This is a genomic window from Mycetocola sp. Y791, assembly GCF_059445325.1.
Window position 1 is genome coordinate 107,490 of record NZ_JCAIUC010000002.1, and the last position, 17,052, is coordinate 124,541.

The following is a 17,052-nucleotide window of genomic DNA, read 5'->3' on the forward strand; positions in this document are numbered from 1 at the left end:
ATTCACCGGTTCTCCCGCTTCCTCACCCGCACACACCCCACTGGATCTGCATGTCGCCCCACGCACCCGCCCTCCGCCCGCGCTCTGAGCTCGTTGCCTGGCGCAACGCGATCTTCGTGATCTTCACGCTCTCCGGGCTCAGTATCGCCACCTGGGCGGCCCGGCTGCCTGAGATCAAGCAGAACCTCGACGTCACAACCGGGTCGATCGGCATCCTGATCCTCGGGATGAGTGCCGGATCGATCCTCGGGCTCATGGCCTCAGCGTGGCTGATGGCCCGCTTCGGCGCCCGCACGGGAATGGTGTTCTCGCTCGGCTGCGTCGCGGTCGGACTCGCGGTCATCGGCGTCGGCGCTGGAGTGGTGTTCTCACCGGTGCTGGTCTTCGTGGGGCTGGCGCTGTTCGGGTTCGGCAACGGCAGCGTCGACGTGATGATGAACGTCGAGGGCGCAGCGGCCGAAACCGAACTCGGCAAGACAGTGCTGCCGCTCATGCACGCGTTCTTCAGCGTCGGAACCGTTCTCGGCGCGGGAATCGGCGCAGCGGCATCCGCCCTGGAAATCGGGCTGGTCTGGCACGCCATCGCCATGGCGGCGATCATCGCTCTGGCCGTTGTGGTCGCTGTGAGGTACGTGCCCGTTCGTGAGGACCTCGGCGACTCCACCCAGGCACACGCACACAAGCAGGACTGGAAGGCCAGGCTGCGGTCGAGCCTCGCGGTCTGGGCCGACCTGCGGCTCATCCTCATCGGCGTCATCATGCTGGGCATGGCGTTCGCGGAGGGCAGCGCGAACGACTGGCTCGCCCTGGCGAGCGTGGAGGGTCACGGTCTGACGGAGCCCACGGGAGCGCTCGTCTTCGGCGTCTTCGTGTCGGCGATGACCGTCGGCCGGGTGGCGGGAGGCCCGCTCATCGATCGCTTTGGTCGCGTGCGCGTGCTGCAGGTCTCCGCGGTCTCTGCGGTGGTCGGCCTGCTCGCCTTCATCCTCGGTGCTGACCTGTGGATCGTCATCGGTGGCACCATCCTCTGGGGCCTCGGCAGCGCCCTTGGCTTCCCGCTCGGGATGTCAGCGGCAGCGGAGGGCGCAAACGCCGCGGCGCGGGTCAGCGCCGTCGCCATGATCGGATACCTCGCATTCCTCGTCGGACCGCCGCTCATCGGCCTGCTCGGCGATCAGGTCGGTCTGCTCAACGCGCTCTTCGTCGTGCTTGTGCTCGTCGTGCTCTCCGGCCTTGCATCGCCCGCAGCCCGCGAGCGCCACGCGGTGCCGGCGGCGCCGGTGCACTCCGCCTGAGAATCGGCTTCGCCTGCGCCGGGTTTTCTGCCCAGCCCCGACACTCGCGGCGGTCGAGCGCGCAAACCGACCTCCGGCCCGGGCTACACTTCTCGAGTGCGTTTGGTGATTGCGAAGTGTTCCGTTGACTATGCCGGACGACTCTCGGCGCACCTTCCGCTCGCCACCCGCCTGCTCATGGTGAAGAGCGACGGCAGCCTCCTCGTCCACTCGGACGGCGGCAGCTACAAGCCGCTCAACTGGATGAGTCCGCCGTGCACGCTCGCCATCGGCGAGCCCGATTCTGACCAGGCGGATGCCGGCGTGACAGAGACCTGGAAGGTCACCCACGCGAAGACCGGCGACATGCTCATCGTCTCGATTTACGAGGTGCTGCACGATTCGGCGCACGAACTCGGCATCGACCCCGGCCTGCAGAAGGACGGCGTCGAAGCACACCTGCAAAAGCTCCTGGCCGAGCAGATTGAGCTCCTCGGCGACGGACACACCCTCGTCCGCCGCGAGTACATGACAGCCATCGGCCCCGTGGACATCCTCGCGCGCGACGAGAAGGGCGCATCGGTTGCTGTCGAGCTCAAACGCCGCGGTGACATCGACGGTGTTGAACAACTCACCCGCTACCTCGAACTGATGAACCGCGACCCGCGCCTCGCCCCGGTTTCGGGCGTCTTTGCCGCGCAGGAGATCAAGCCGCAGGCCCGCACGCTCGCCGAAGACCGCGGCATCCGCTGCCTCGTCCTCGACTACGACGCGATGCGCGGACTCGACAACGCCGACGGCCGACTGTTCTAGCTCTTCCAGCTGGGAATCAGGCAATTGTTGTGATGATCGACAGAGTGCCTATCATGGAGTCCCTATGTCTATTACCTCACCCGAACTGACGAGCACAGGCTCGGTCATCACCCGCAACTGGTCGTGCGTGCTCTTCGACCTCGACGGAACGATCACCGATTCCGCCCCCGGAATCGTTGCGCGACTGGTCAAGACCTTCGAAGAGCTTGGTCGGCCGGTGCCATCGGAAGCGGAGCTGCTCGGGTGGGTGGGCCCACCCATGCTCGAGTCACTCGAACAACGCGCGGGGATGACCCCTGACGAGGCACAGAACGCCCTCATGGTCTACCGCGCGATTTCAGCGGTCGAGGGGCCGTGGACCGGTTCTGCGGTGTACCCGGGGATTGCCGGGATCATCAAGGCTCTCTCTGCCCAGGGCATTCCTCTCGCCATCACGAGCAGCAAGCCGGAGTCGCAGGTCCAGGCGGTCCTCGACCACTTCGCGCTCAGCCGGTACTTCACCGTGCTGTGCGGTGCTTCCGAAGACGAGGTTCGCAGTTCAAAGGCTGACGTCATCGAGGAGGCACTCAAGAGGCTGACGGCGAAGGATGTCGACCTCTCGAAGGTCGTCCTCGTCGGTGACCGCCACCACGACGTCGAAGGGGCGGCCGCTCACGGGATCCCCACGATCCTCGTGGAGTGGGGTTACGGCTCGCCGGCCGAGGCTGAGCACGCGCTTGCCGTTGTACATTCGACGGACCAGCTCGCCAAGCTCCTCATCGGCTAGCACCGGAGCGCGCCGGTTCTCGGCTGGCTCCCACCGGCCGCAACTACACTCGGGACATGCTCAACGGACTCTGGTGGCTCCCGTCGCTCATTGTCTTCGGCACCGCCGCGATCGCAGTGATTCTCGCGGCTCGGGTGATGCGTGCGCGGCAACGCAAGCGCGGTATCGATCCGGTCTCCACCCTTCGGGCGATCGAACAATCGGCGGCGGTCGAACTCGTTCAAGCGGATGATCTCCTGCGAGAGGCCGAGGATGAGGCCGAGTTTGCACGAGCCCAGTTCGGTGACAGTGCCGCTGCCGAGCTTCAGCGAGCGGTGACGAGTGGCCGGGCACAGCTCCGCGAAGCATTCGAGCTCCACCAGCAACTTCACGACGCTATTCCCGACAGCGAGTCCCAGCGGCGCCGGTGGTCCCAGCGCATCATTGAATTGTGCGGACTCATCACCGAGTCCGTCGGCGGGCAGACGGCGACTCTCGACGGCATGCGGGCCCTCGAGCGTTCCGCTCCTGAGCAGTTGGCCGAACTCGAGGTCGCGGTTGCCGCCGCAGAAGCACAGGTACCGGAGGCCGAGGCCACACTCGACAGGCTCAGCGAGACCTATGCTCCCGGAACGTATGCGGGCGTCGAGGGCGCCGTCGATAGCGCCAGTGGATCTCTTGCCGAAGCGAGAACGTCGCTCGAGACGGCCCGCGCCCGGGTCGCGGCAAACGAGCCGGCCACGGCTGACATCGAACGCGCATCGGGACACCTTCTCACGGCGAGGCACGCCCTCGAATCGGTGGCCAGAACGGCATCAGGTCTGGATGCAGCGAGCGCCGAACTCGCGACCGCCGTTGCGAAGACCCGCCGGGCGGTGAGCGAGGCGACGGCCAGGCGCGATCAAGCGCCGCTTCCGGAATCCGCCGATGAGATCTCGCGCGCGCTGGATGTCGTGACGGCGACGATCGCGCTCGTCACCGACCGCAGGCAGTTGCCTGACCCGCTCGCCCGCCTCGACGAACTCCGCGACGCCGTCTCGCGCCTCGACGCCGCACTCGCCTCAGCTCGCAGCAGAGAGCAACGCATCGAGAACGCCAGGGAAGCCCTGCGCGGTGCGCTCTTTTCGGCCAGGAGCCACCTCGATGTGGCGGCCGGCTTCATCGAAGACAATCGCGGACGGGTCGGGGCGGATGCTCGGACCCGACTGGCCGAGGCGCAACGGCAACTCGCGCTGGCCGAGGCCGCCGACGATCCGGTCGAAGCGCTCGACACCGCGCGCAGGGCCTCCCGCCTGGCCCAGGATGCCGACGCCCTCGCCCGTTACGACGCAGGACCGCGCACAGCCCCGCTCAAGCGCTGATCAGCCTCGGGTTCTGAGGAGACCGGTGCCGCAGGTACCTCGCGCATCGGACCTAACCAGCCGGGGCCGGCTGCTGACCCACTGGCGTGAACGATTCGAAAACGCCGTACGCGATGATGCGCTCCGCCGTGGAGAATAACGGGTTGCACGCGACGAAGGTGATGACCTTTTCCTGGTCGACGGATGCCTCCTGCCGCGGGACCGGATACGTCACGTCAATCGCGGACGGCGGCACATATTCGGACGATCGGAATCGGTAGAGGTACTGGCCGTCGGCGGTCTCGACCACGATCGGATCCCCGATCACGAGGCTCCCGATCAGATGAAACGGCTTGCCGTGGGTGACGCGATGCCCGGCGAGAGCGAAGTTACCCGGCTCGCCGGGCAGAGCGGTCTCCGGGAAATGTCCGATCATCGAGTTGAGCACCCTGGACTCGCTGACGCCTTCGCCGATCGGTTCGGCATAGTCCGCACCGAACCGCGGAATGCGCAGGGTGGCGATAACCGTTCCCGTCGCGGGAGCGGCCGGAACCGACGTGGTGGCGCTGGTCGCCGGCAGAACGTCCGCCGTTGCACTCGCAGCATCCGAGGGCAACAACACGGCCGCGGAAAGGGTGGCGGTCAGCACGGCGAGCGGCAGACGCCAGGCGCGCACGCCCGACGGAGGTCCGGCGATTGCGGCTGACCATGGCATGTGCTCAGGCTAGGCCAGCGGGCTCACGATATCGAGAGGCTCGCGCTCATGAGCAGCTCACGATATCGAGCCACTCACGACATCCAACTAGAGCTGAAGGCCCCGGTTCGCGAGGAAGGGTACGGGGTTCGTGAAGCTGCCGTTGACACGGATCTTGAGGTCAAGGTGGCATCCGGTGACAACGCCGGTGGCACCGATCCCGGCAACAACCGTTCCCGGGTCGACCATGTCGCCAACCGACACGCGGTATGACCCGCCCTGCAGGTGGCCGTAAACCGACTCGACTCCGCCGCCGTGGTCGACGATCACGCGGTTACCGTAGCTGCCGGCAGCACCAACGAACGTGACACGCCCCGCAGACACGGCCTTCACCGGGGTGCCGCAGCTACCGCTGAAGTCGACGCCGTCGTGGAACGAGTTGGAGCATCCGGCACCGTTGCAGATGAGTCCGCGGGGGCCGTATGACGATGAGATCTTTCCGCCGACCGGGCGCACCCAGGCGCCTGCCGGGCCGGTGTATGGCTCGACACTGGTCGAGCTCGAGTTCGAACTCGAGTTCGAGCTTGTCTTGTTCGCGGCCCTGGCTGCTGCTGCAGCCGCCTCGGCAGCCGCGGCGGCGAGCGCGGCCTTGGTCGCCTGAAGCTCCTCAGGCGAGGTCGCCGAGTAGCTGTCGCGGCTCACGGTCTCTGCGGTCCAGTCGTTGACGATGAGCGACTGCGCGCCGGTGTCATGGACCGGAGCGACAGTGGCGTCCGGTGTCGTCTCAAACGCATATGCGGGCAGTGCCATCGTTCCGAAAATACCGGGCACGACGAGCGCCATGATGACGGTTGACCTGATGTTGCGCCAGCGTGATCCGCTCACAGCCGGCTTCTTCGCGGCCGGCGTTGCGGTTGTCGCTGCGCGAGGTGCTGGCTTTCCGCCAACCTCGCGCATCGCTGGTCGGGGTTCGCTCGAAACGGGCGCTGCTGCTTGAAGCCCTGCTGCCTTGCGGAGGCTCGCCCTGGTCGGGAAGGAGCCAGCTGAGCCAGCGGGGTCACCCGTGCCGCCCTGTGGGGCGAGGTCGGGGTTCTGGTCACTCATGTAGTCTCCAGCCGCACAACGGGCACAGAGGTAACGTGCGCGCCGGGGCAGTGTTGATTCGATCGGACGACCGGATAGGGCCGAAGTCGTCATACGGGTCCAACCCACACTAACGGCCCAGGCTGGGAAATTCATTGCCGCGGCCCCAACTGTGGATAAATCGGCAACCGTGGAGAGACGACAACGGCCACCGATTATCATTAAGCGACATGGTTACACGCAGAGAAGCCGCACAGCGACTGGACATTCCGCTTGAAATGGCGGTGCGCCACGGCATCCCCTCGCGAATGAGCGAGCAGGAGCTCGACGAGCTCGACGCGACCCCACCGGCCTGGCTTGCCCAGTCCCGCGCCAACCGCACCGGCAAGAAGGCGGTTTGGGTGGAACTCAGGTGTGACGTGTGTGGCTTCACCGAGACGGCACGGCCGAAGAAGTGGTGGCCGACGTTCAGTTACCTCACCTGTTCGCACCACGATCCGGACGAACTGCCGGAACCGGGCCAGGGCATGAGCAGGTCGGAGGTCGACGGGATCGGCAGCGGATTCATCGGCATTGTCGACGAGGCGCCGTCGACCAGCTGACACGGCAAGCGCCGCCCCATCCGGCGCACACCGCGCGCGAAACCCCACTACCACGGATGCGGTGGCACAATGTCGGACACGTGTCCGAGAAGTGGTAGACTGGTCTGATGTTGCGCGCAGAGACCCCGATGGAGTCCCTGCGCGTTCTCAATTCTGAGCGCATTCTCAAATCGGAACGCATGAGCAAATCCGACCCCCGCGCCGAGAAAACGAGGCGGGCGATCTTCTCGGCCGTCGAGTCACTCGCCACCGCCAGAACCTCACCGCTCACCGTCAGTGACATCGTCCGAGCGGCGGCCATCAGCCGCAGTTCCTTCTACGCCCACTTCAGCGGCCTCGATGACCTGGCCCGTGAATACCTGCACGTGCAGCTCGCGGAGGTGCGGGCATCCGTCACCGATGTGATCCGAACGGATGCCGACAGCCGGCACGACGCGGCACGAGACGGATACCGTCGGCTTCTCACGCACATGGTCAAGCACTACCCGGTCTACGCGAGTGTCCTCGACCTGTCGTTGTCCCGTCGGGCGTACGACGAGGTTGTGAACGGTTATGCGAGCCTCTGGCTCGACTCGATCGACACGCTCGGGGGCCTTACCGGACCACGACCGGAGCTCACCGCGACATTCGTGGCGGGTGGAGCGCTCACCCTTATCGGTTCGACGATGAAAGGCCGCGTCTCGATCTCCGACGACGACCTGGTGGATGAGCTCGTGCGGCTCCTGCCGGAAACGCTCGTCGAACCCCAGTTTTGCTGAATCCCCGACCGGTCGCTCACCGCGCCGACCGGCATCCACGTTGTCCTTCGTTGAAGGACCGATTGAAAAAAGAGGTACACCGGAAATGAATTTCACCGTCGGAGAAACACTCGTCTATCCTCACCACGGCGCGGTCACCATCACCGAAATCTCAACCAGGCTGATCAAGGGTGTTGAGAAGAAGGTCATGACCCTCAGCGCTCACACCAGCGAGCTCGTCATCAAGCTGCCCATCGACAACACCGAACTCGTTGGAGTCCGTGACGTCATCGACGCCGCCGGTGTACAGGCCGTTTCTGACGTCCTGCGCGAGCCGTTCGTCGAAGAACCGGGCAACTGGTCACGCCGCTACAAGGCCAACCAGGAGAAGATGGCCAGTGGCAGCGTGTACCGCGTCGCCGAGGTCGTCCGTGACCTGTGGCGCCGCGACCAGGACCACGGCGTCTCGGCCGGTGAAAAGCGACTGCTGATGAAGGCCCGCCAGATCCTCGAGTCCGAACTCGCCCTCGCACAGAAGTTCACCCCGGAAGAGGCATCCGCCGCCCTCGAGAAGGTTCTCGCGAGCGCACACGCCGAGGCCGCTGTTCCTCAGGCGTAGAGCCACCCACGCGCAGGAGCTGATCGGCAGACGCTCGGTATTCGGCGAGCCGATAGGTTCCTGGCGTGCGGTGAGGCACGATTGACTTAGAAAGCGCCACTTTCCGGTATCTCGCCGGGTGCCGTGGCGCGGGGGGCAGGGAACCATGCGTAGAACGCGCCAGCAGTCGATTCGGAAGACCCCGGATTCGAGCGACCTGAAACCCGATATCGCCATTCAAACCGGCGGTGGCGCGCCCGGCTTCAGCATCAATGCGTTCAGGATCGGCCTCGTCGGCGGCCTCGGCGTCCTCACCGCCCTGCTCATCGGTGGCGTGATCAGCCAGCTCAGCACCGTCCTGATCTACATCGGTGTTGCCCTGTTCCTCGCGCTCGGCCTCGACCCGCTTGTGACCTGGCTGGAAAAGCGGATTCCGCGTGCCCTGGCTATCCTCCTCGTTGTTATCGCCGTGCTCGGCGTGTTCGCAGGATTGCTCTTCGCGGTGATCCCCGTGCTCATCAACCAGGGCACGAACCTGATCAACGACCTGCCGAAGCTCGAGAAGGACCTGACCAACAGTTCCCTCATCAAGGACCTCGAGAACACTTTTGGCGGCACGTTCAGCATCCAGAGCGGCATCTCGGGCGCGATCGACTTCATCAGTGACCCCAAGAACCTCGTCGCCATCGGTGGCGGAATCGCCGCGGTCGGTGCCGGCGTCGCGAGCGGCGTCACCGGCGCAACCATCGTCCTCATCCTCACCCTGTATTTCCTTGCGTCGCTCCGCTCGATGAAGGGCATCACCTACCGGTTCGTGCCCGCGTACCGCCGCGTGAACTTCGCACAGATCACCGAGGAGATCACCGGTGCTGTCGGCCGCTACGTCGTCGGCCAGGTCTCACTCGCGCTCGTCAACGGCATCCTGAGCCTGATCTTCCTGTCGATCATCGGTGCGCCGCTGCCGTTCCTGCTCGCTGTCATCGCGTTCCTCGGCTCGCTCATCCCACTCGTCGGGACCCTGACCGCGTCGATCATCAACACGCTGATCTGCCTCTTCGTCTCCCCGCTGACGGCACTCATCGCCGGAATCTACTACCTCGTCTACATGCAGATCGAGGCATACGTGCTGAGCCCGCGGATCATGAACCGCGCCGTCGCCGTGCCGGGAGCGATCGTCGTGATCGCGGCGGTGGGTGGCGGGGCCATCGGCGGCATCCTCGGTGCGCTCGTGGCGATTCCGGTCGCCGCTTCGGCCATCATCATCGTGCAGAAGGTCGTGTTCCCCCTGCAGGACGCGAAAGAGACTCCGGCAGGGCCTGGCGCAACAGCGCGCTAAGCGTTTTCCCGTTCGGAACGCTCCATCGAGGTTGGCAGAAACGTGCCGAAAACCAGCGTCTGAGCCCTTGACGCCTCGCGGCGTGAGGAGAAAACTCGACCGAAATCCTGACGCTGTGGAGCGCAATCATGACGACGGTCGACTCTTCTTCCCTGCACCCTGACGCTATCGCCGACCTCGCCCAGGCCGTGGGCGGACGGGTGGTTGTGCCAGCCGACCCCGACTATGAGGCGGCAAGCGCTACCTACGGCACCGTTTATGGCCGGGTTGGCGCGCCCGCCGTCGTGGTGCAGGTCTCTGACGCGGATGATGTCGGTGTGGCCGTCGCATTCGCACGGTCGCACCGACTCGAGCTTTCGATCCGCAGCGGCGGCCACAGCTCGAGCGGATTCAGTTCGAACGAGGGTGGCCTCGTCATCGACCTTCGGCGCCTCAACCGGATCGAGGTGCTCGACCCCTCTCGGGGGCTCGTGCGAATCGGTTCCGGTGCCGTGTGGGGGGATGTCGCGACGGCGCTGGGAGCCGAGGGGCTCGCGCTCAGCTCGGGCGACACGGTGTCGGTCGGAGTCGGCGGCCTCGGTGTCGGCGGAGGAATCGGCTGGCTGGTTCGCACGGTCGGCCTGACCGTGGACAGCCTGGTGGAGGCATCCGTCGTCACGGCCGGAAGCGAACAGGTGCGGGCGAGCGCCGACGAGAACCCCGACCTGTACTGGGCCATCCGGGGCGGAGGAGGCAACTTCGGCGTGGTCACGAGCTTTACCTTCACAGCCGAGCCGATCAGCCGCGTCTTTGCAGGAACGCTCCGGTTCTCCGGAGGAGATCTCGCCGAACTGCTGGCCCGGTGGAGCGGCATTATGCGCGAGGCGCCGGAGGCCCTCAACTCGACCTTCCTCGCGATGCCGGACTTTCCGGGAATGCCCGGCGGCGTGCAGATTCTCGTTTGCTACGCAGGCGACGATGCGCCAGAGGCCGAGGCGGCGATCGCTCCCCTCCGCGCGCTACCCGGCCTGAACGGCGATGACATCGCGCCGCAGCCCTATGCCGCCGTACTCGAAGAGGCGCACCCGCCCGAGGGAATGACGATCGTCACCCACAACGCTTTCGCGCGGGAGTTGAGCGACGAGTTCATCGGCCCGCTGGCCGCTGTGTACACCGAGCTCGGGGGTTCGGTGCTCATGGTCAGGAGCCTGACCGGCGCCTTCAACCGGGTCCCGAACGACGCCACCGCCTTTGCCTTCCGTGACAGCGAGGCACTCATCATCTCCGCGGCGTTCCTGCCGCCTGACGCGCCCGCTGACGCCATCGAGCGCACCCATCAGCTCTGGGGCGGGCTGGAACCTCACCTCCAGGGCACGTATGGTGGCTTCTCGACCGCGCCCAAGGGTGAACATCCGTCTCGGCTGTACCCACCGGAGACCCTCGCCCGGCTCGTGACGATCAAGCGGAAGTACGATCCGGAGAACCTGTTCAGGCGAAACCACAACATCCCACCAGACCTGTCGCTCTGACACGTCATCACCGCTCGGGCGGGACGAACCTCAGGATGCCGGGTCGCCGGCGTCGCCCGACTCGTCGCGGAGCCGGCGCTCTCGCCTGGTCAGGGGTTCGTCGTCAGCTGGCGGCGCGTCCGACGCGTCGAGAAGGCCGGTCGACCTGACAACACCGGGCGCGGTGACAATCGATGATTCGAACGGTGACACAGAGACCGTCGTCGACACGTGTGACCTGCCGGTGGTGCCAGCCGCCTGCGCCTGGTGACCTTCGGATACCGCGGTGCCAGCGGCATCCGTCGTCACAGGCATCGGCGAGGGGGTCGGTGAAGCTGCCGATGAACCGGCCTGTGGAGCCGCCTGTGAACCGACGGCCTTGACCACGAGAACCGCGATGCCCGTCGTGACCGGGATGGCGAGAACGAGCCCGATGGAGCCGACGAGGGTGCGCACGATCTCCTCAGCGAGCTCGCCGCTCGAGATCGTCTCGAGGAACGGCCGGTCCTGCAGCGACAACAGGATGAGCAGCGGGAGCGCAGCACCCGCATAAGCGAAGACGATCGTGTAGACGGTCGAGGCGATGTGGTCGCGGCCCACCCGCATCGCACCGGCGAAGAGGCGCCTGGCACTCGACTCGGGCGCCAGCTCGTGCATTTCCCAGACCGCCGACGACTGGGTGATCGTCACGTCGTTGAGCACACCGAGGCCGGAGATGATGAGCCCGCATAACAGGATGCCCGACAGCGAGATCGAGTCTGTGGCGTACGACAGTGTGTAGTCGGCCTCGTCGTTGAGCCCGGTGAGGTTCGCGGCGCCGGTTGCCCAGGCCGCGACGAGCGACGTGATCACCAGCCCGAAGATCGTGCCGAGGAGCGCCGTCGATGTCCGCGCCGAGAACCCGTGCGCGAAGTACAGCACGGCGATCATGATGAGGCTCGAGCCGACGAGGCCGAGCAGGAGCGGTGGTTTGCCCTCGACGAGTCCGGGCAGGATGAAGTTCGCCACAACGAGGTAGGCGCCGAACAACCCGAGCAGCGCCCGAAATCCCCGCCACCGGGCCACCACGATCACGACGAGGGCGTAGACCGCAGCGAGAAGCGCCATCGGAACGCTGCGCACGAAGTCGACGAATGAGTAGCGCGCGGCCGGGTCGTCGACGCGTTCGCCCAGATCCAGGTAACGGATGCGGTCACCGGCGGACAGGTCGACCTCACGGCCCACCTCCGGTGGCACTTCGACGGAGACGGTGCCGTCCCCTGCTGTAGCGCCCTGGTCGGCATCCGCATCATCGGGTGTGAGGCTGACGACGACGCACTGCTGCCCCTCCGGTGCGTTCGCTGAGGGATACAGGCAGGGTGCGACACTCATACTTTCCACGGTTCCCGTTGAAAAACCGGTGCCTCCCGCTACCGAGTATGGGTTGCCGACCTCGACGTCGTCGCTCGAGCCGTTCGGCCAGAGCAGCGCCATCCCGAGGATGGTCAGGAGGGTGAGCGGGATCAGGATCGCGGCGAGGAGGCGATTGGCTCGGCGGCGGGTCGCGATGGCGTCCGAAGTGGGCGCGGCGGATGAATGCGAGTGCGAGTGAGTCACGTGAATCCCGGCGTTCAGACGGTGAGCGGTCGACGCGCGCGGGCAGCGCGAATGGCGTCACTTCCCACGAGCAGAAGGAAGCCGACGGCGATGAAGATGACGTGGGCAATGGGAAGCGATTGCAGGCCCCTGGTGTCGAGCAGGAACCCGCCGATGAGCGCCCCTCCGCCGATGCCGATGTTGAACGCTGTGGTCTGCAGGGCCGCTGCGAGGTCGCGCGTGCGGAACGAGGCGGTGTGCAGCATCCGGGTCTGGAGCATGGCGGGGATCCCGCCGAAAGCGACACCCCAGACCACGAACGCAACCACGACGACGACGGGGTGGTTCGACCACAGAGCGAGCACGAGAACCGCTGCCATGATCGCGATGAGCGCCACGGCGAAGCCACGCTTCGGGAACCGGTCAGAGGCAAAGCCAGCGAGGACGAGCCCCACCGCACCCGCACCACCAAAGATGAAGAGCAGGAAGGCAACCGAGGTCTCCGGGAACCCGGCAGCGTCGATCAGCCACGGCGCGATGTAGGTGTAGTAGATGTTCTGCCCGGTGATGATGATGACGATGACGGCGCAGAGCAGTGCAATGCCCCGGATGCTGCGATCCTTGCGCAGCGGCACCGGGATCTCGCCCGTCTTGACGACGACGTGGTGGTTCACCGGTGGCAGGAACTTGATGACAGCCAGAGCGAGGATCACGATGATCACCGCGATGATGCCGAACGCCATCCGCCAGCCGAGGGAGTGGCCGAGCGCGGTCCCGACCGGGACGCCGAGGACGAAGGCGGCCGATCCGCCGCCGGCCGTGATGGCGACGGCTTTGCCGAGCTGGTGCCGGGGAACCAGATGGGCGGAGTATGCGGCGACGACCGCCCAGAACAACCCGTGGGCGAGACCGCCGAGAATTCGCGCTCCGACGAGTATCTCGTAGGTCGGCGCGAGGGCGGCGAGCACGTTACCGAGCGCGAGCACGAGGAGCACGACGACGACGAGGCTTTTGCGTGAGTACTTCCTCGTGAGTGCGGCGAGCGGTGTTGTCGCGATCACGACGGTTCCGGCGAACACCGTGACGAGGAACCCGGCCGTCGAGAGGCCGACGTTGAGGTCGCTGGCCATCTCGGGCAGAAGGCCCGTCGGCAGGAATTCGCTCGTCACCGACACGAATATCGCCCCGGCGAGGGTCAGTAGTCCGATCCAGGGGAAGGCCGGGCTGTCAGTCGGTGCTGTCGTTGGTGAGGACACAGGCGTCGCCGATCGAGGTATGTGGGAGTGGGTGGCCGACGGCAGTGTGCGGCGCGCGATTTGCCCAGCCTATGCGACACCGCGCGATGGGTCAGAATTCGAGAAGCGGATTGCCGCGCTCGGTTCCTAGCATGGAGCGAGGCACACAACCAGGGAAGGAACCCCCGCACATGAGCAACACAGAGAAGGCAGCACCGGGCGGCACGAAGGGCGAGGGATTCTCGGCCGAAGAGCGCGAGGCGATGAAGGAACGCGCGCGCGAACTCAAGGCCGAGGCGCGACGGGACGAACGCGATGCCAAAGCTCGGGAAAAGGGCGAGGCGGAGCTGCGTGCGAAAATCGCCGAAATGTCAGACGCTGATCGCGCCATTGCGGAGCGGGTGCACGCGATCATCGTCGAGCACGCGCCGGAGCTCCTGCCGAAGACCTGGTACGGCATGCCCGCGTACGCCAGGGACGGAAACGTGCTCTGCTTCCTCCAGCCGGCCGACAAATTCAACACGCGCTACGCCACGCTCGGCTTCAACGACAGTGCGGCGCTCGACGACGGCACCATGTGGCCGTCGGCCTTCGCGATCACATCGCTGACGCCGGCGGATGAGAAGCGGATCGCCGAACTCGTGACGCGCGCGATCGGCTGAGTACCGCGTGGCGGCCAGTGAGCGGCCGCGCACGGTTAAATGAGCGGATGCCGCACGCACCTTTATCAGGAGACCGCACGGTTAAGTGAGCGGATGCCGCACGCGCCGTTAACAGGAGATCGCACGGTTATCAGGACACAACCGCCCACAGCATCCTGTAACTCGTGCCAACTCCTGATGATCGTGCGACCCGAGCCAGGGCAATAGCGCCCAGAGAAGGATGGAATCGGCGTTTTCGTCCTTGCCTCGGGCCGATGTCCTTCTGTCGCGCAGCCCGGGTGGGCGACTTCGCAGCGCTCGCTCCCCAGCCGTCACGCCCCGGACGGCGGCTCCGCGAGCAGCTCGACCCGATCATCGAGGTATGACGCGAAGTCCACGGCATCCGCACCGGTACTGCTCCAGCGCACCAGCGCCCGGCCTCCCTCAAGAAACAGCCGCCCGGAAGAACTGGCGAGCACATCGGCATCGAGCTCGACGGGAACCGCGTCGAAGTTCACCGTCTCGCCGTTGGCAAATCGACCGCGGGATGCCGCGGCGCGGTACGCCCGGCGCTGCTCCGCCGACTGCGACTGGTAGGCCGGGCGACCCGGCTCGAGTGCGCGCGTCGTCAGCCCCTTTTCGTAGAGGGTGCCATCGGTGCCGAGCAAAAACACCCCGAGCCGCCAGACGCGTCCGAGCGAGCGCAGCACCGGCGGTCGCGGAATGAGCAGGACCCGGTGCTCGGGCACCCACTCGGCGAGCGCCTCGTCCCGCGCTCCAGCAGCACTCAACCGCTCGACGGCGCGGTCGAGAACCGCGCGGATCTCGGCGACGATTGCGTCGTTGTCAGCGGGCGGCATCCGTCATCGTCCTGATGCGAGGAGCTTAACGACCCTCTCGGGGTCGGCGAGCAGTTGGCGCGCCTCCGGGTCAGTGCCGAGCCGGTTCAAGAGAGCGGTCGCTGCCCGCACGCTCTTCGCCCAGTAGCCACCGACGTGGTGCCGGGTGATCGGCATTTCGACGGGGTCTGCGCCCGTAACCGACACGTGCAGTGTGCCGTCGTCGATCTCGCCCGCGACGCCCATGTCACCGGTCACCCCGCCAAGCACCGCAAGCCCGACGGTGCCGACCAAACCCGGCAGCCGAAACCGGGTCTCCGGCACCGAAAGGGTTATCCGCTCGACGCGAGACCAGTCGATCGAGACGGGCTCCTCCTGGAATTCGCGCAGCACAAGAGCGGATGCCGTCAGTTCGGCGTGGTGACCGCCTGCGTCACCGAGAACGAGGGTGCTTCCGCGGGCTTCGAGGGGACCGAATCGGGTCATGATTCTCAGCCTAGCGAGCGCCAGTGCCTGACTCGGGCCGCACGGTTAACAGGAGATCGCGCGCTTGTCAGGACACCATCGGCGAAAGCATCCTGACAACCGTGCGATCTCCTGCACGAGGCGCGCGGAGGAGTTCCCTGCTGAGGGTGTGGCCGGGCGCCCATGGGCGCCAGCAGGGAACTCCGCCGCGCCGGCCCGGGAGCCCGCACCATACGCCCACCAGGCGGACGACGGCATCGTGTGCCGAGGGTGTGGTCGGGCGCCCATGGGCGCCGGTGCACGATGCCGCCGTCCGCCGACCGAGGCGCGCGGCGGCCCGAGTACCCGCCTATAACGTCCCACCGCCGACGAGACAACCCCCTGTCAGCCGGGCCGCACTGATGTGAACCTAGCTGTCATAGACAACGACGGGAGATCTGATGAGGGCGATGGTGTACCGCGGACCATACAAGGTTCGAGTCGAGGAAAAAGCGATGCCGCCGATCGAGCATCCGAATGACGCCATCATCCGTGTGACTCTCGCGGCCATCTGCGGCTCCGACCTGCACCTGTATCACGGCATGATGCCCGACACCCGGGTCGGGATGACCTTCGGGCACGAGTTCATCGGCGTCGTCGAGCAGGTCGGATCATCCGTGCAGAACCTCAAGGTCGGCGACCGGGTCATGGTGCCGTTCAATGTCTACTGCGGCTCCTGTTACTTCTGCGTGCGCGGCCTCTACTCGAACTGCCACAACGTGAACCCCAACGCCACGGCCGTCGGCGGCATCTACGGCTACTCTCACACCTGCGGCGGGTACGACGGCGGGCAGTCCGAATACGTTCGGGTCCCGTTTGCGGATGTCGGGCCCTCGGTCATTCCTGACTGGCTCGAGGACGAAGACGCCCTCATGTGCACCGACGCACTGGCGACCGGTTACTTCGGTGCGCAGCTCGGCGACATCAGCGAGGGCGACACCGTCGCGGTCTTCGGAGCGGGCCCCGTCGGCCTCTTCGCCGCAAAGTCCGCGTGGCTCATGGGCGCTGGCCGGGTGATCGTGATCGACCACCTCGAGTACCGCCTCGAGAAGGCACGCACCTTTGCCCACGCCGAAACCCGCAACTTCGCCGAGTACGACGACATCGTCGTTGAGATGAAGAAGGCAACAGACTTCCTCGGCGCAGACGTCGTGATCGACGCCGTCGGCGCTGAAGCCGACGGCAACTTCACCCAGCACGTGACGGCAGCGAAGCTCAAGCTGCAAGGTGGCTCTCCCGTCGCCCTGAACTGGGCGATCGACTCGGTCCGCAAGGGTGGGACGGTCTCGGTGATGGGTGCATACGGCCCGATGTTCAGTGCCGTCAAATTCGGCGATGCGATGAATAAGGGGCTCACCCTCCGCATGAACCAGGCGCCTGCGAAGCGCCAGTGGCCGCGCCTGTTCGAGCACATCCAGAACGGATACCTCAAGCCGAACGACATCGTCACCCACCGCATCCCGCTCGAGCACATCGCCGAGGGGTACCACATGTTCTCCGCGAAACTCGATGACTGCATCAAGCCCGTCATCGTTCCTGGCGCCTGAGA

The 17,052-nt window shown here is 66.0% G+C and carries 17 protein-coding genes; 11 read left to right on the forward strand and 6 right to left on the reverse strand.

Translation table 11 applies throughout. The annotated features are described in order from the left end of the window. The first annotated feature begins 50 nt into the window (after positions 1-50). The 4 genes from AC1C2N_RS05355 (at position 51) to AC1C2N_RS05370 (ending at position 4,193) form a co-directional block, all read left to right on the forward strand. Positions 51-1,295, forward strand: a complete 1,245-nt coding sequence (locus tag AC1C2N_RS05355; protein WP_495433169.1) for an MFS transporter — start codon at positions 51-53, stop codon at positions 1,293-1,295. A 96-nt stretch (positions 1,296-1,391) separates the two neighbouring features. Further along, positions 1,392-2,087 (forward strand): endonuclease NucS, encoded by a 696-nt coding sequence (gene nucS / locus AC1C2N_RS05360; RefSeq protein WP_495433170.1) that lies wholly within the window; start codon positions 1,392-1,394, stop codon positions 2,085-2,087. Between the two features lie 64 nt (positions 2,088-2,151). Next, positions 2,152-2,853 carry an HAD hydrolase-like protein gene (locus AC1C2N_RS05365; protein WP_495433171.1) on the forward strand — a complete coding sequence of 234 codons (702 nt, stop codon included), beginning with the start codon at positions 2,152-2,154 and terminating at the stop codon, positions 2,851-2,853. A gap of 56 nt (positions 2,854-2,909) precedes the next feature. Next, complete coding sequence (locus AC1C2N_RS05370) at positions 2,910-4,193, forward strand: coiled-coil domain-containing protein (protein WP_495433172.1); 1,284 nt, start codon at positions 2,910-2,912, stop codon at positions 4,191-4,193. Between the two features lie 52 nt (positions 4,194-4,245). On the opposite strand, the gene AC1C2N_RS05375 is transcribed toward AC1C2N_RS05370, so the two are convergent. Both AC1C2N_RS05375 and AC1C2N_RS05380 read right to left on the reverse strand, forming a co-directional pair. After that, positions 4,246-4,887 (reverse strand): class E sortase, encoded by a 642-nt coding sequence (locus AC1C2N_RS05375; protein ID WP_495433173.1) that lies wholly within the window; start codon positions 4,885-4,887, stop codon positions 4,246-4,248. An 87-nt stretch (positions 4,888-4,974) separates the two neighbouring features. Beyond that, positions 4,975-5,970 (reverse strand): M23 family metallopeptidase, encoded by a 996-nt coding sequence (locus AC1C2N_RS05380; RefSeq protein WP_495433174.1) that lies wholly within the window; start codon positions 5,968-5,970, stop codon positions 4,975-4,977. A gap of 209 nt (positions 5,971-6,179) precedes the next feature. Here AC1C2N_RS05380 and AC1C2N_RS05385 point away from each other — a divergent pair, with 209 nt between their 5' ends. The 5 genes from AC1C2N_RS05385 (at position 6,180) to AC1C2N_RS05405 (ending at position 10,730) form a co-directional block, all read left to right on the forward strand. Further along, positions 6,180-6,551: a hypothetical protein gene (locus AC1C2N_RS05385; protein ID WP_495433175.1), complete on the forward strand. Its 372-nt coding sequence runs from the start codon at positions 6,180-6,182 to the stop codon at positions 6,549-6,551. A 107-nt stretch (positions 6,552-6,658) separates the two neighbouring features. Then, entirely contained in the window at positions 6,659-7,309 is a 651-nt protein-coding gene (locus tag AC1C2N_RS05390) for a TetR/AcrR family transcriptional regulator (RefSeq protein ID WP_495433177.1), read from the forward strand. An 85-nt stretch (positions 7,310-7,394) separates the two neighbouring features. Beyond that, positions 7,395-7,907, forward strand: a complete 513-nt coding sequence (locus AC1C2N_RS05395) for a CarD family transcriptional regulator (protein WP_108389832.1) — start codon at positions 7,395-7,397, stop codon at positions 7,905-7,907. Positions 7,908-8,052: 145 nt separating this feature from the next. Continuing rightward, a complete protein-coding gene (locus tag AC1C2N_RS05400; RefSeq protein ID WP_495433178.1) occupies positions 8,053-9,222 on the forward strand; it encodes an AI-2E family transporter in 1,170 nt (389 codons plus the stop codon). Positions 9,223-9,350: 128 nt separating this feature from the next. Further along, positions 9,351-10,730 carry an FAD-binding oxidoreductase gene (locus AC1C2N_RS05405; protein WP_495433179.1) on the forward strand — a complete coding sequence of 460 codons (1,380 nt, stop codon included), beginning with the start codon at positions 9,351-9,353 and terminating at the stop codon, positions 10,728-10,730. Between the two features lie 30 nt (positions 10,731-10,760). Here AC1C2N_RS05405 and AC1C2N_RS05410 read toward each other — a convergent pair whose 3' ends face one another. Both AC1C2N_RS05410 and AC1C2N_RS05415 read right to left on the reverse strand, forming a co-directional pair. Next, positions 10,761-12,305, reverse strand: coding sequence for a YibE/F family protein (locus AC1C2N_RS05410; RefSeq protein ID WP_495433180.1), 1,545 nt, complete (start codon positions 12,303-12,305; stop codon positions 10,761-10,763). A 14-nt stretch (positions 12,306-12,319) separates the two neighbouring features. Next, a complete protein-coding gene (locus AC1C2N_RS05415; RefSeq protein WP_495433181.1) occupies positions 12,320-13,540 on the reverse strand; it encodes an MFS transporter in 1,221 nt (406 codons plus the stop codon). 170 nt (positions 13,541-13,710) lie between these two features. Here AC1C2N_RS05415 and AC1C2N_RS05420 point away from each other — a divergent pair, with 170 nt between their 5' ends. Next, on the forward strand, positions 13,711-14,181 hold the full coding sequence (locus tag AC1C2N_RS05420) for an iron chaperone (RefSeq protein ID WP_495433182.1): 471 nt from the start codon (positions 13,711-13,713) through the stop codon (positions 14,179-14,181). 311 nt (positions 14,182-14,492) lie between these two features. Here the strand turns inward: AC1C2N_RS05420 and AC1C2N_RS05425 are convergent, their stop codons facing one another. Continuing rightward, a complete protein-coding gene (locus AC1C2N_RS05425) occupies positions 14,493-15,020 on the reverse strand; it encodes a hypothetical protein (RefSeq protein WP_495433183.1) in 528 nt (175 codons plus the stop codon). Positions 15,021-15,023: 3 nt separating this feature from the next. Beyond that, on the reverse strand, positions 15,024-15,485 hold the full coding sequence (locus AC1C2N_RS05430) for a hypothetical protein (protein WP_495433184.1): 462 nt from the start codon (positions 15,483-15,485) through the stop codon (positions 15,024-15,026). A 419-nt stretch (positions 15,486-15,904) separates the two neighbouring features. Here AC1C2N_RS05430 and AC1C2N_RS05435 point away from each other — a divergent pair, with 419 nt between their 5' ends. Next, the gene (locus AC1C2N_RS05435; RefSeq protein ID WP_483406583.1) at positions 15,905-17,050 is read left to right on the forward strand and encodes a zinc-dependent alcohol dehydrogenase; all 1,146 of its coding nucleotides are present in this window, start codon (positions 15,905-15,907) and stop codon (positions 17,048-17,050) included. Positions 17,051-17,052: the final 2 nt, after the last annotated feature.

Bases quoted from the DNA above. Each gene is read 5' to 3' on its own strand.
- AC1C2N_RS05380 (WP_495433174.1), bottom strand. From the start codon at position 5,970: ATGAGTGACCAGAACCCCGACCTCGCCCCACAGGGCGGCACGGGTGAC.
- AC1C2N_RS05355 (WP_495433169.1), top strand. From the start codon at position 51: ATGTCGCCCCACGCACCCGCCCTCCGCCCGCGCTCTGAGCTCGTTGCC.
- AC1C2N_RS05425 (WP_495433183.1), bottom strand. From the start codon at position 15,020: ATGCCGCCCGCTGACAACGACGCAATCGTCGCCGAGATCCGCGCGGTT.
- AC1C2N_RS05400 (WP_495433178.1), top strand. From the start codon at position 8,053: ATGCGTAGAACGCGCCAGCAGTCGATTCGGAAGACCCCGGATTCGAGC.
- AC1C2N_RS05395 (WP_108389832.1), top strand. From the start codon at position 7,395: ATGAATTTCACCGTCGGAGAAACACTCGTCTATCCTCACCACGGCGCG.
- AC1C2N_RS05370 (WP_495433172.1), top strand. From the start codon at position 2,910: ATGCTCAACGGACTCTGGTGGCTCCCGTCGCTCATTGTCTTCGGCACC.
- AC1C2N_RS05385 (WP_495433175.1), top strand. From the start codon at position 6,180: ATGGTTACACGCAGAGAAGCCGCACAGCGACTGGACATTCCGCTTGAA.
- AC1C2N_RS05390 (WP_495433177.1), top strand. From the start codon at position 6,659: ATGTTGCGCGCAGAGACCCCGATGGAGTCCCTGCGCGTTCTCAATTCT.
- AC1C2N_RS05420 (WP_495433182.1), top strand. From the start codon at position 13,711: ATGAGCAACACAGAGAAGGCAGCACCGGGCGGCACGAAGGGCGAGGGA.
- AC1C2N_RS05405 (WP_495433179.1), top strand. From the start codon at position 9,351: ATGACGACGGTCGACTCTTCTTCCCTGCACCCTGACGCTATCGCCGAC.
- AC1C2N_RS05375 (WP_495433173.1), bottom strand. From the start codon at position 4,887: ATGCCATGGTCAGCCGCAATCGCCGGACCTCCGTCGGGCGTGCGCGCC.
- AC1C2N_RS05435 (WP_483406583.1), top strand. From the start codon at position 15,905: ATGAGGGCGATGGTGTACCGCGGACCATACAAGGTTCGAGTCGAGGAA.
- AC1C2N_RS05430 (WP_495433184.1), bottom strand. From the start codon at position 15,485: ATGACCCGATTCGGTCCCCTCGAAGCCCGCGGAAGCACCCTCGTTCTC.
- AC1C2N_RS05365 (WP_495433171.1), top strand. From the start codon at position 2,152: ATGTCTATTACCTCACCCGAACTGACGAGCACAGGCTCGGTCATCACC.